This window comes from Herbaspirillum seropedicae (assembly GCF_001040945.1).
GTDB classification, from domain to species: domain Bacteria; phylum Pseudomonadota; class Gammaproteobacteria; order Burkholderiales; family Burkholderiaceae_D; genus Herbaspirillum; species Herbaspirillum seropedicae.
Map to the genome: position 1 here is coordinate 3,726,969 of NZ_CP011930.1, position 12,448 is coordinate 3,739,416.

General features: G+C 64.4%; 8 protein-coding genes. All 8 read left to right on the forward strand.

The features are described from left to right. The first annotated feature begins 151 nt into the window (after positions 1 to 151). The 8 genes from ACP92_RS16265 to xdhC all read left to right on the forward strand — a co-directional run bounded on the left by ACP92_RS16265 (position 152) and on the right by xdhC (position 12,386). Entirely contained in the window at positions 152 to 1,096 is a 945-nt protein-coding gene (locus tag ACP92_RS16265; protein ID WP_013235202.1) for a LysR substrate-binding domain-containing protein, read from the forward strand. A 264-nt stretch (positions 1,097 to 1,360) separates the two neighbouring features. After that, entirely contained in the window at positions 1,361 to 3,124 is a 1,764-nt protein-coding gene (locus ACP92_RS16270) for an allantoate amidohydrolase (protein ID WP_013235203.1), read from the forward strand. A 132-nt stretch (positions 3,125 to 3,256) separates the two neighbouring features. Then, the gene (locus tag ACP92_RS16275) at positions 3,257 to 3,646 is read left to right on the forward strand and encodes a hypothetical protein (RefSeq protein ID WP_013235204.1); all 390 of its coding nucleotides are present in this window, start codon (positions 3,257 to 3,259) and stop codon (positions 3,644 to 3,646) included. A gap of 229 nt (positions 3,647 to 3,875) precedes the next feature. Next, positions 3,876 to 5,252 (forward strand): 8-oxoguanine deaminase, encoded by a 1,377-nt coding sequence (locus ACP92_RS16280; RefSeq protein WP_013235205.1) that lies wholly within the window; start codon positions 3,876 to 3,878, stop codon positions 5,250 to 5,252. 529 nt (positions 5,253 to 5,781) lie between these two features. Further along, entirely contained in the window at positions 5,782 to 7,080 is a 1,299-nt protein-coding gene (locus tag ACP92_RS16285) for an NCS2 family permease (RefSeq protein WP_013235206.1), read from the forward strand. A gap of 298 nt (positions 7,081 to 7,378) precedes the next feature. Then, positions 7,379 to 8,863: a xanthine dehydrogenase small subunit gene (gene xdhA / locus ACP92_RS16290; RefSeq protein ID WP_013235207.1), complete on the forward strand. Its 1,485-nt coding sequence runs from the start codon at positions 7,379 to 7,381 to the stop codon at positions 8,861 to 8,863. A 43-nt stretch (positions 8,864 to 8,906) separates the two neighbouring features. Then, the gene (gene xdhB, locus ACP92_RS16295; protein ID WP_013235208.1) at positions 8,907 to 11,276 is read left to right on the forward strand and encodes a xanthine dehydrogenase molybdopterin binding subunit; all 2,370 of its coding nucleotides are present in this window, start codon (positions 8,907 to 8,909) and stop codon (positions 11,274 to 11,276) included. Positions 11,277 to 11,297: 21 nt separating this feature from the next. After that, a complete protein-coding gene (gene xdhC, locus ACP92_RS16300; RefSeq protein WP_013235209.1) occupies positions 11,298 to 12,386 on the forward strand; it encodes a xanthine dehydrogenase accessory protein XdhC in 1,089 nt (362 codons plus the stop codon). The last annotated feature ends 62 nt before the right edge of the window (positions 12,387 to 12,448 follow it).

Below are 12,448 nucleotides of genomic sequence, written 5' to 3' on the forward strand. Positions count from 1 at the left end.
GGCTCGCCCCGGACGGCCTTTGTTTCGAGAGCGCCGATGACATTTCTTTTCACATATATTTGACATAATCATGTCGATATACAAAAATGCAGCCTCGATGAGGCGCGCTTGTGCGCCTTCACGCCACGCACAAGACCCCGGAGACATCTCAATGTCCAGGCTGCCCGACCATCTCGACCTCCACCTCATCCGCATCCTCTATCTCCTGCTGTGCGAGAAGAACGTGTCGCGCGTGGCCCTGAAGCTGAACCAGCCGCAACCCTCGATTTCGGCCTCGCTGCGCAAGCTGCGCGAGTTGACCGGCGATCCGCTGCTGGTGCGCGGCGCACGCGGCATGGTGCCGACCCAGCATGGCGAGAGCCTGTTGAAGCCGGCCAAGCGCATCCTCGACGAGACCGAGCGCCTGTTCATTCCCAAGACCGAATTCGTGCCGCAGGAAGAAGAGCGCATCTTCCACATCGCCGCGCCCGACTACATGAACACGCCCTTCTTCACCGAGGTGATCGCCCGCCTGCGACGCGAATCGCCGCGCAGCCGCATCGTCATCCATGCGCTCGGGCCGGATACCGACTATGTGCGCCGGCTCTCGGACGGCGAACTGGACCTGGTCATCGCCAACTGGGACGCCCCGCCCGCGCACCTGCATCTCTCCAAGCTGTTCGACGATCCCATCGTCTGCCTGATGCGGGCCGACTGCGCCTACGCCCGGCGCACTGCGCGGGAGGCCATGAGCGTGGAAGACTATCTGAGCCTGCCCCATGCCGCGCCCTCGCAGATCCTGCCGGGCTACCACGGCAGCATCGACAGCTTCCTGGAAAAGCAGAACCTGCGCCGCAATGTCGTGGTGGAGTCTGCCCACTTCCGCATGCTGCCCTACATGGTGGCGCAGACCGACCTGGTGCTGACGGCCGGACAGCAGTTCGCCAGTTTCTATGAAAAGCTGCTGTCCCTGAAAAGCTATGCCGTCCCGATCAAGTTTCCGCCGCTGCGCTTCTACCAGCTCTGGCATGAGCGCAGCCATCAGGCCACCGAACATAAATGGCTGCGCGCCCAGGTCGGCGCGGCGGCCAAGCTGCTGGCCCAGCCCCGCCGCTGACTGCGGACATGGCCGCAGCGCCGCCGTGATACGTCCAGAGCCATAACCACCAGAAGAAAGCGCTGATGCCATCCCGGCCAAGATGTTTTAAAGTCTCATCTGCGTCGAAGCGCCCACCGGGCGGGCCTGGGCGCAGCGTCCACGAGGACAATGACAAGCAACAATCGGCAGCGACAATCCGCAATGACAGATGAGCCGCGCCGTTTCCGGCATCACCAACCACGAACCAGCGAGGGAGCCGGCGATACGCCGGTCGGCAAGCACATGACGATCACACTGCAAGACCTGAACCAGGCTAGCGCCTCTGACTTCACCGCCGCCCTGCAGGGCATCTATGAGCACTCTCCCTGGATCGCCGAGCGCGCCGCCCCGCAGCGCCCCTTCAGCACCATCACGGCGCTCAAGCTGGCCCTGCAAAGCAGGGTCAACCAGGCCAGCCGCGCCGAGCAGCTGGGCCTGATCCGCGCCCACCCCGAGCTGGCCGGCCGCGCCGCCATCGCCGGCGAACTGACCGCCGAGTCCACCGGAGAGCAAGCCAAGGCCGGCCTGCACCTGTGCAGCCCGGAAGAGTTTGCCCGGCTGCAACAGCTCAATGCCGACTACAACGCCAGGTTTGGCTTCCCCTTCATCCTGGCCGTCAAAGGCCCGACCGGCGCGGGTCTGACGCGCCAGCAGATCATCGCCACCTTCACCCGCCGCCTGCGCAACCAGGTGGAAGACGAACTGCGCGAATCGCTGCGCCAGATTGGCCGCATCGCCGAGATCCGCCTCAACGAACTGCTCGGCCATCAGCCCACGCTGGGCGCGACCGTGATGCAATGGGCCGAAGAGATCGGCGCCCTGTCCGAAGAAGAGGGAGCGCTGACCTGTACCTACCTGACCGAGACGCACCAGCGCACCGCCGCCCAGATCGCGCAATGGATGCGCGAGGCCGGCATGCAGGTCCACATCGATGCGGTGGGCAACGTGGTGGGCCGCTATCAGTCCCCGCATCCGCAAGCCAAGACCCTGCTGACCGGCTCCCACTACGACACCGTGCGCAACGGTGGCAAATACGACGGCCGCGAAGGCATCCTGTTGCCGATCGCCGTGGTCAAGTATCTGCATGAACGTGGCGAGACCCTGCCCTTCCATCTTGAAGTGATCGGCTTCTCGGAAGAAGAAGGCGTGCGTTTCAAGAGCACCTTCCTGGGCAGCAACGCCATCACCGGTCATTTCGATATGGCGCTGCTCGACCTGCGGGACAAGGAGGACGTCACCATGCGCGAGCTCATCATCCAGGCAGGTCACGACGTGGCCGCCATTCCGCAGATCGCACGTGATCCGGCGGAGATCCTGGCTTATGTGGAAGTGCATATCGAACAAGGTCCGGTGCTGCTCAAGCGCGATTTGCCGGTGGGCATCGTTACCTCCATCGCTGGCAGCTCGCGCTATCTGGTGGATCTCAAAGGCGTGGCCAGCCATGCCGGCACGACACCGATGGACATGCGCAAGGACGCCGCCGCAGCGGCGGCGGAGATCATCCTGTATGTGGAACAGCGCTGCTCGCAGGACCAGCATGCTGCACTGGTGGGCACGGTAGGCCAGTTGCAGGTACCGCGCGGTTCCACCAACGTGATCCCTGGCGCATGCCAGCTCTCGCTGGACATTCGCGCCGCCACCGACGAAGTCCGACTGGCGGCCGTCAAGGACATCCTGGCGAAGATAGAAGAGATCTGTACACGCCGCAGCATCGACCTCAAGCTGGAAGAAACCCTGAGCGCCCCCGCTGCCCCGTGCGCGCCATGGTTGATGGCGCAATTGAGCGCCGCCACGCAACGCGCAGGCGTGCCGCCGTTCGAACTGGCCTCCGGCGCCGGGCATGACGCCATGGCCATGGTCAGGCTGACGGACGTGTGCATGCTGTTTACCCGCTGCGGCAATGGCGGCATCAGCCATAACCCGCTGGAGACGATGACGGCGGATGATGCCGAGGTATCGGGGCAGATCCTGTTGGACTTCCTGCGCAACTTCAAGGCAAAAATCTAATTATTTATATGATTTATATGGTTTATAGAATGACGCGTCTTCGATACGCGGCGTAGCCGCTACTCAGCCCGAACGGCCGGTAGCTGATCAAGAAAGATAATGCCGGCGACAGGCTGATCGAAGAAGAACCCGATGCCGCAGGCGAGCCAAGACAAAGCCGAAGGCGAGTCGGAGAAGAGCGAGATAGAAGGCGATTCAGAGAAGTGCGAGGCCGAAGGCGAGTCGGAGAAGTACGAGGCCGAAGGCGAGTTGGAGAAGAGCGAGGCCGAAGGCGAGCCCGTCTGGCCTGTCCCCTTAGAGCCAGCCGCCGCAGTGGCGCAAAAAGTGGGTCAGAAAAATAGTCGGAGCGAAGCGACTCTATTTTTCCCACTTTTTGCGCCACTGCGGCGGGGACCCTCCGAAGGAGGGCTGGATCTTAGGGGTCGCCTTCTTTTGCTTACTTTTCTTGGCGAGACAAGAAAAGTGAGCGGCTGCCGGGCCGCTCCCGGCGCGTTCTTCCGACCGGAGAAAGAAAGTCATTAAGCTAGAGCGCAGGAAAGCATTCCGTGCAGACCACCCCAGAAACCAGAAACCAGAACATCAGCATTAAACCAGCCTTAACGCCAACCAGAAACAGCATCACCCGGACCTAACCCACCCAACAACCCCACCCGTCGCAGCCGTTAATAGGGAAAGAAAGGGACTCCCCCTGTCACCTGCGCCGACCCGCAAGCCATCACCCAACAAGGAACCCAAGAAGGAGTCCATCACCATGCAAGCCCAAGCAACAGGCAAGACCCTGCTGATCAGAAACGCCCGCATCCTCGTCACCATGAACGAGAGCCGGGAAGAGATCCCCGACGGCGCCCTCTACATCAGGAACAACGTCATCGAGCAGGTCGGCCAGACCGCTGATCTGCCGCAAGACGCCGACGAGATCATCGACGCCCGCCACCACATCGTCCTCCCCGGCCTGATCAACACCCACCACCACATGTACCAGAGCCTCACCCGCGCCATCCCCAGCGCGCAGAATGGCGAACTGTTCAACTGGCTGACCAAGCTCTACCCGATCTGGGCTGGCCTCACCCCCGAGATGATCCAGGTGTCCACGCTGACCGCCATGGCCGAGCTGATCCTCTCGGGCTGCACCACCAGCAGCGACCATCTCTACATCTACCCCAACCAGACCCGCCTGGACGACAGCCTGGAAGCCGCCGCCCGCATCGGCATGCGCTTCCACGGCGCCCGCGGCGCCATGAGCGTGGGCCAGTCCAAGGGCGGCCTGCCGCCGGACCGCGTAGTCCAAGACGAAGCCGCCATTCTCAAGGATACCCAGCGCCTCATCGAGACCTACCACGACCACCAGCGCCACGCCATGCAGCGCATCGTGGTCGCCCCCTGCTCCCCCTTCTCAGTCTCGCGCGAGCTCATGCGCGAAGCCGCCGACCTGGCGCGTCACTACGGCGTTTCGCTGCACACCCACCTGGCCGAAAACGTCAACGACATCGCCTACAGCCGGGAGAAATTCAACATGAGCCCGGCCGAGTATGCCGAAGACTGCGGCTGGGTCGGCCACGACGTCTGGCACGCCCACTGCGTGCAACTGGATGCGCATGGCATCGATCTGTTTGCCCGCACCGGCACTGGCGTGGCGCACTGTCCCTGTTCCAACATGCGACTGGCCTCCGGCATCGCCCCGATCCGCAAGATGCTGGACGCCGGTGTGCCGGTCGGTCTGGGCGTGGACGGCAGTGCCTCCAACGACAGCGCCCACATGCTGGGCGAAGTCCGTCAGGCCATGCTGCTGCAACGCGTGGGCTTCGGCCCCGATGCCATGACCGCGCGCCAGGCGCTGGAAGTGGCCACGCTGGGCGGTGCCAAGGTCTTGAATCGTGACGACATCGGCGCGCTCAAGCCCGGCATGTCGGCCGACGTGGTGATGTTCGATACGCGTCAGATCGCCTTTGCCGGCGCCCTGCATGACCCGGTGGCGGCGCTGGTATTCTGCACACCGGCCAACGTCGACTGCAGCATCATCAATGGCCGCGTGATCGTGCGCGAGGGGCAGCTCACGAGCATCGAACTGGGGGCCGTGCTGGAGCGGCACAATCAACTGTCGCTGGCACTGGCGCAAGGGGTGGACTGACAAGATCAAGGAAAGCAAGCTGGCGGAAACACAGTCAGCCTCTCCGATCAAGCAGTCCCCGTGCGATGTTCCAGGCGAAGCATCGCACGGGGCTGCTTCATTGTTTCATTGCTTCATTGCTGCATCGCTTCCGCGCCCCCTGCGCCACCCGCGCAGACTAAGCGGCAAAAGAAATTAACCCAGGGCAACAAAAATTCCCAAAACCCCCGATCGCCATAAAACTGGCAAAATCTCGCCTGAGCCACACCCGATTCCATACCCGCGTATCACCAATGCGCAGCAACCAGCTCCAGCGCCCATCCCGATTTCCGTCCGACCTCCCGCTTATAAGGCCAGCTTGATACTGGCTATGTGATAGCCCTTACATTCCTCCCATGAAATTCAACGACATTAGCAACGTTGCCAGAACCATGCGAAAAGCCATTTTTTGCCTGCCCCTGGCCCAACTGCACCGGCATCCGTATCCACAGGCTGCACACCCCGCATGTCTTGCAGAGAACAAGAACGGACCCAACGGAGACCACCCACAATGAACGCCCTGAACAAGTTCTTCCGCCTGGATGAGAACGGCACCACCATCCGCACCGAACTGCTGGCCGGCCTGACCACCTTCCTGACGATGGCCTACATCATCTTCGTCAACCCCTCCATCCTCGGTGACGCCGGCATGCCCAAGGACGCCGTCTTCGTCGCCACCTGCATCGCCGCCGCCGTCGGCACCCTGATCATGGGCCTGTACGCCAACTACCCCATCGGCCTGGCGCCCGGCATGGGCTTGAACGCCTACTTTGCCTATGCCGTGGTCAAGGGCATGGGCTTCCCCTGGCAGGCCGCGCTGGGCGCGGTGCTGATCTCGGGCTGCCTGTTCCTGCTGGTGAGCGTGCTGCGGGTGCGCGAGCTCATCATCAGCAGCATCCCGCGCTCGCTGCGCACGGCCATTCCCGCCGGCATCGGCCTGTTCCTGGGGATCATATCGCTCAAGAGCGCCGGCATCATCGCCGCCAACCCCGCCACCTTCGTCACCCTGGGCGACCTGCACCAGCCGCCGGCGGTGATGGCCATCATCGGCTTCCTGGTGATCGTGGCGCTGGACCGCTTGAAGGTGCGCGGCGCGCTGCTCATCGGCATCCTGCTGGTGACGGTGCTGTCCTTCGTCTTTGGCGGCAACCACTTCTCCGGCATCTTCGCCGCCCCGCCCTCGATCGCCCCGACCCTGCTGCAACTGGATATCAAGGGCGCGCTGTCCATGGGCCTGCTCAATGTGGTGCTGGTGTTCTTCCTGGTTGAACTGTTCGACGCCACCGGCACCCTGATGGGCGTGGCCACCCGCGCCGGGCTGATGAAGGAAGGCAAGATGGAGCGCCTGAACAAGGCCCTCATGGCCGATAGCACCGCCATCGTCGCCGGCTCCCTGCTGGGCACCTCCTCCACCACGGCCTATATCGAAAGCGCCGCTGGTGTGCAGGCAGGCGGCCGCACCGGCCTGACCGCAGTGGCCATTGCCGTGCTGTTCCTGCTGTGCCTGTTCATTGCGCCGCTGGCCGGCGTGGTGCCGGCCTATGCGACCGCACCGGCGCTGTTCTTCGTGGCCTGCCTGATGCTGCGCGAGCTGGTGCATATCGACTGGGAAGACACCACCGAATGCGTGCCGGCCGTGATCACGGCGCTGGTGATGCCCTTCACCTATTCCATTGCCAACGGCCTGGCGCTGGGCTTCATCAGCTATGCCGCGCTCAAGCTCCTGACCGGACGCGCCAAGGACGTGTCGGTGGTAATCTGGGTCATCGCCGCGATCTTCCTGTTCAAGCTGATCTATCTGGGCGAGTAAGATACCCTACCGTCGGGGCGACCCCGGGCTCAGCAATGGGCCGCCCCGTCGGGATTGTGAAAAGAGCAAACACCACCATCGTCTGCAACAATCCTGTGCGGACAATCCGTTTCCTCTTTTGACAACCCCGGCACGTTTCTTGAATGCCATCTGGCCACGGGAGACACCACAGGCAGAGCGCCCACCCAGGGGCGCCCTGCCTGAAAGCAGATCCAACAATAAGAAGCACGCCCCACGATACGCCCTGGAGCGCGCCATAAAGCAGTCTGTTTTGTAGACAATTCACCAGAGTAAAGTCATGTCAGAAACGCACAGTTCCATCCAGTTCTATTTCCGCGGCCAGACCCATAGCGTGGCCGGGCATTCTCCTACCCGCACCGTTCTGCAGCATCTGCGCGAAGACCTGCACTGCACCGGCACCAAAGAAGGTTGCGCCGAAGGGGATTGCGGCGCTTGCACGGTGGTGGTGGGCGAACTGCAGGGCGAGCAACTGGCGCTCAAGACCGTGAACGCCTGCATCCAGTTCCTGCCCACGCTGGACGGGCGCGCGCTCTTCACCGTGGAAGACCTCAAGCAGGCCGATGGCAGCCTGCACCCGGTCCAGCAGGCCATGGTGGAATGCCATGGCTCGCAATGCGGCTTCTGCACGCCGGGCTTCGTGATGTCGCTGTGGGGCCTGTATCTGCGGCATGAGCAGGACGGCGTGACGCCCAGCAAGCGCGAGATCGACGACGCCCTTTCCGGCAATCTCTGCCGCTGCACCGGCTATCGTCCCATCATCGATGCGGCGCGCCGCATGGGCGAATTGCCCAAGGTGGAGTTCGACCGCGAAGCCATCAAGGCGGCGCTGCGCAGCATCGATCAGCAGCAGCCGCTCGCGCTCACGCATGCCGGCCAGACCTTCCACGCGCCGCGCACGCTGGCGCAACTGGCGCAGCTGCGCGCGGACCTGCCGCAGGCGCGTATCCTGGCGGGCTCCACCGATGTGGGCCTGTGGGTGACCAAGCAGATGCGCGAGCTGGGCGATCTCCTCTACATTGGCCGTGTGGAAGAGCTGCGCGCCATGCAGGTGCGGGACGAGATGCTGGAGATCGGCGCGGGCGTCTGCCTGGAAGAGGCCTATGCCGAGGCTGCCCGTCACTATCCGGAAGAACTGTCGGAACTGTGGCAGCGCTTCGCCTCGCTGCCGGTGCGCAATGCCGGCACCCTGGGCGGCAACCTCGCCAATGGCTCGCCCATCGGCGATTCCATGCCCTGGCTGATCGCGCTGGGCGCGCAGATCGTGCTCTACAGCGTGCGCGGCCAGCGCGTCATGCCGCTGGAGGATTTCTATCTGGCCTATCAGAAATCGGCCCTGCAGGCTGATGAACTGGTGCAGGCGGTGCGCATTCCGCTGCCACGCAAGGAGCTGCGTTTCCGGGTCTACAAGCTCTCCAAGCGTTTTGACCAGGATATCTCGGCGGTCTGCGCCGCCTTCGCCTTGCAGATGCAGGGCGATACCATCGTCCAGGCACGCATCGCCTATGGCGGCATGGCGGCCACGCCCAAGCGCGCCGCCCAGGCCGAGGCCGTGCTGCAGGGCGGTCCCTGGAGCGAAGCTCAGGCCCAGGCGGCCATGGCCGCACTGGCCCAGGATTACGCGCCCCTGTCGGACATGCGCGCCAGCGCCGCCTATCGCCTGCGCACGGCGCAGAACCTGCTCTATCGCTACTGGCTGGAAACCCGCAGCGACGCGCCGCTGGCGCGCCAGGAGCTACGGGCCTGCGCCGTTGACGCGGCATGAAGCAGCCCATCCAGCGCCGCCCCAGAATCCGCAGGAGAACGCCATGAACCAACATACCGAAGCCTTCCTCGCCCCGCTGGCCCAGCCGCCCCATGACTGGGCCGCCGTGGGCAAGCCGCATCCGCACGAATCGGCGCGGCTGCACGTCACCGGCGAGGCCGTCTATACGGACGACATCCCCGAACTGCGCGGCACCCTGCATGCAGCGCTGGGCCTATCGCAGAAGGCCCATGCCCGGGTGCGCGCCATCGACCTGGAAAAAGTGAAGGCTGCGCCGGGCGTGAAGGCCGTCTTTACCGCCGCCGATATCCCTGGTGACAATGAATGCGGCGCCATCCTCCATGATGACCCGGTGCTGGCCGACGGCCTGGTGCAATACGTGGGCCAGCCCCTGTTCATCGTGGTGGCCGACAGCCATGAACTGGCCCGCCGTGCTGCGCGCCTGGCGGTGATCGACTACGAAGAGCTGCCCGCCATCCTTACCCCGCGCCAGGCCCATGCCGCCCAGTCCTATGTGCTGCCGCCCATGCATCTGTCGCGCGGCGAACCGGCCATTGCACTGGCGCTGGCGCCGCACCGGCTGCGCGGGCAGTTCGATGTGGGCGGACAGGAGCAGTTCTATCTCGAAGGCCAGATTTCCTATGCCATCCCCAAGGAGGGGCGCGGCATGCATGTGTATTGCTCCACGCAGCATCCCAGCGAGATGCAGCACCACGTGGCCACCGTGCTGGGCCTGGCCTCGCACGATGTGCTGGTGGAATGCCGGCGCATGGGCGGCGGCTTCGGCGGCAAGGAATCGCAATCGGCGCTATGGGCCTGCGCGGCAGCGGTGGCGGCGGCGCGGTTGCAGCGTCCGGTCAAGCTGCGCGCCGATCGTGACGATGACATGATGGTCACCGGCAAGCGCCATTGCTTCGCCTATGACTACGAGATCGGCTATGACGACCACGGCCGCATCGTGGCGGCGAAGATCGAGATGATTTCGCGCGCGGGATTTTCCGCCGACCTCTCCGGGCCGGTGGCCACGCGGGCGGTCTGCCACTTCGATAATGCCTACTACCTCTCCGACGTGGACATCCGCGCCATGTGCGGCAAGACCAACACCCAGTCCAACACGGCGTTCCGCGGCTTTGGCGGCCCGCAGGGGGCGCTGGCCATCGAATACATCATCGACGACATCGCCCGCCATCTCGGACGCGATCCGCTGGAGATCCGCCGCAACAACTTCTACGGCCCCAGCGACGAGGAAGGACCGCAAGCCCGCAACGTCACCCACTACGGCCAGAAGGTCGAAGACAACATCATCCCTGCACTGGTGGACCAGCTCGAACGCAGCAGCCGCTACCAGGAGCGCCGCCAGGCCGTGGCCGCATTCAATGCCGGCAGCACGGTGCTCAAGAAAGGCCTGGCGCTCACGCCGGTGAAGTTCGGCATTTCCTTCAACGTGCCGCACCTGAACCAGGCCGGTGCGCTGGTGCATGTCTATACCGATGGCTCGGTGCTGGTCAATCACGGCGGCACCGAGATGGGACAAGGGCTCAATACCAAGGTGGCGCAAGTGGTGGCGCACACGCTGGGCGTGCCGCTGGAACGGGTGCGCTGCAGCGCCACCGACACCAGCAAGGTCGCCAATACCTCCGCCACCGCCGCCTCCACCGGCAGCGATCTGAACGGCAAGGCGGCACAGGATGCAGCCTTGCAGGTCCGCACCCGGCTGGCGCAGGTTGCGGCCACACTGTTGGGTGTGGAGCCGACGGCGGTGCGCTTTGCCGACGGACGGGTGATGGCCGGCGCGCAATCGATGGCCTTTGCAGAACTGGTGATGAAGGCTTACCTGCAACGGGTGCAGCTCTGGTCCGACGGCTTCTATTCCACCCCCAAGGTGCATTGGGACGCCAAGCGCATGCACGGCCATCCCTTCTTCTACTTCGCCTATGCGGCGGCGGTGTCGGAAGTGGTGATCGACACCCTGACCGGCGAATGGAAGCTGTTGCAGGCCGACCTGCTCTACGACGCCGGCCAGAGCCTGAACCCGGCGCTGGATATCGGCCAGGTCGAAGGTGGCTTCATCCAGGGCATGGGCTGGCTGACCACCGAAGAACTGTGGTGGAACAAGGACGGCAAGCTGATGACCCACGCCCCCTCCACCTACAAGATCCCGGCCATCTCCGATTGCCCGGCCCGGCTGCGCACGGAGCTGTTCCAGAACAGGAATGTCTCCGACACCATCCACCGCTCCAAGGCAGTGGGCGAGCCGCCGCTACTGTTGCCGTTCTCGGTGTTCCTGGCCATCCGTGACGCGGTCTCGGCGGTGGGCGGCCATCGTGTCAATCCGCCGCTGCGCGCACCGGCCACCAGCGAGGCCATCCTGGATGCTGTGGATGCGGTGCGGGCCGCCACGGCCTCGCGCTGATCCGGCCCGCGGAGAACGATCATGACGACATGGCTAGCCGCCCTGCGCAGGATGCAGCGAGATGCGACACCAGCGGTGCTGGTCACGGTGGCGCAGATCCAGGGTTCGACGCCTCGTGCGCCGGGTGCGCGCATGCTCTATACCGCCGATACCCAGTTCGACACCATCGGCGGCGGCCATCTGGAATGGCGTGCCGCGCAGATGGCCCGCGCCATGCTGCAGGCCCCGCTCGGCCAGCTGGCGGGCCAGCGCCGGCTGGAGCGTATCGCCCTCGGTCCCAGTCTGGGGCAATGCTGTGGCGGCGTGGTGTTTCTCTGCTTCGAACGCATCGCTACCGATGATGAGGCGATGCGCACCTGGCAGGCGCTGGAGCAGTCCTGGTCCAGCGGACAAGACCTCTGGCGCGCGGTACCGCTGGATCACGCTGGCGCGCAGTTGTTGATCGAAGGGAACATTGAAGACCTGCCACCCGATGCCTACGCGCACGGCCTGCCGCCGGACACGCTGGGGCAACAACGGCAGACCCGCCTGCTGCGCGATGCACAAGGCCGGCGCTGGCTGCTGGACTGGTGCCACGCCTCGCGGCCCCAGGTGGTGCTGTGCGGCGCTGGCCACGTCGGCCAGGCCATCGTGGCGGTCTTGTCCACGCTGCCCTGCCGCGTGCTATGGGTCGATGCGCGGGAAGAGATGTTCCCGCCCGGACTGCCTCCGCAGATCCGCACCGAGGCGACCGATGTCCCCAATGCGGCGGTCGACATGGCCGATCCCGGCGCGTATTTTCTGGTGATGACCCACAGCCATGCGCTGGACCAGCAATTGAGCGAGCGCATCCTCAAGCGCCAGGACGTGGCATGGTTCGGACTGATCGGCTCGCTCACCAAGCGTAGGCAGTTCGAGCACAGGCTGGCCGAGCGCGGCTTCAGCGCCGCCCAGCTGGAACGCATCACCTGCCCCATCGGCATCGACGGCATCGATGGCAAGGAGCCTGCCAGCATTGCCATCGCCGTGGTGGCGCAACTGCTGCAACTATGGGAAAAGCGCCAGGCTGCACCAGAGCTGCAACCCTCTCCAGCGGTCCTGGCCACACACGCTCTGGACGGCAGAGGCTGAAGGAACAACCCTGCCGTCACCCTCGGGAGCCGACGCACTGACAAGCGCAGAGGCACATTCCC

Bases quoted from the DNA above. Each gene is read 5' to 3' on its own strand.
- ACP92_RS16265 (WP_013235202.1), top strand. From the start codon at position 152: ATGTCCAGGCTGCCCGACCATCTCGACCTCCACCTCATCCGCATCCTC.
- ACP92_RS16275 (WP_013235204.1), top strand. From the start codon at position 3,257: ATGCCGCAGGCGAGCCAAGACAAAGCCGAAGGCGAGTCGGAGAAGAGC.
- xdhA (WP_013235207.1), top strand. From the start codon at position 7,379: ATGTCAGAAACGCACAGTTCCATCCAGTTCTATTTCCGCGGCCAGACC.
- ACP92_RS16270 (WP_013235203.1), top strand. From the start codon at position 1,361: ATGACGATCACACTGCAAGACCTGAACCAGGCTAGCGCCTCTGACTTC.
- ACP92_RS16280 (WP_013235205.1), top strand. From the start codon at position 3,876: ATGCAAGCCCAAGCAACAGGCAAGACCCTGCTGATCAGAAACGCCCGC.
- xdhC (WP_013235209.1), top strand. From the start codon at position 11,298: ATGACGACATGGCTAGCCGCCCTGCGCAGGATGCAGCGAGATGCGACA.
- xdhB (WP_013235208.1), top strand. From the start codon at position 8,907: ATGAACCAACATACCGAAGCCTTCCTCGCCCCGCTGGCCCAGCCGCCC.
- ACP92_RS16285 (WP_013235206.1), top strand. From the start codon at position 5,782: ATGAACGCCCTGAACAAGTTCTTCCGCCTGGATGAGAACGGCACCACC.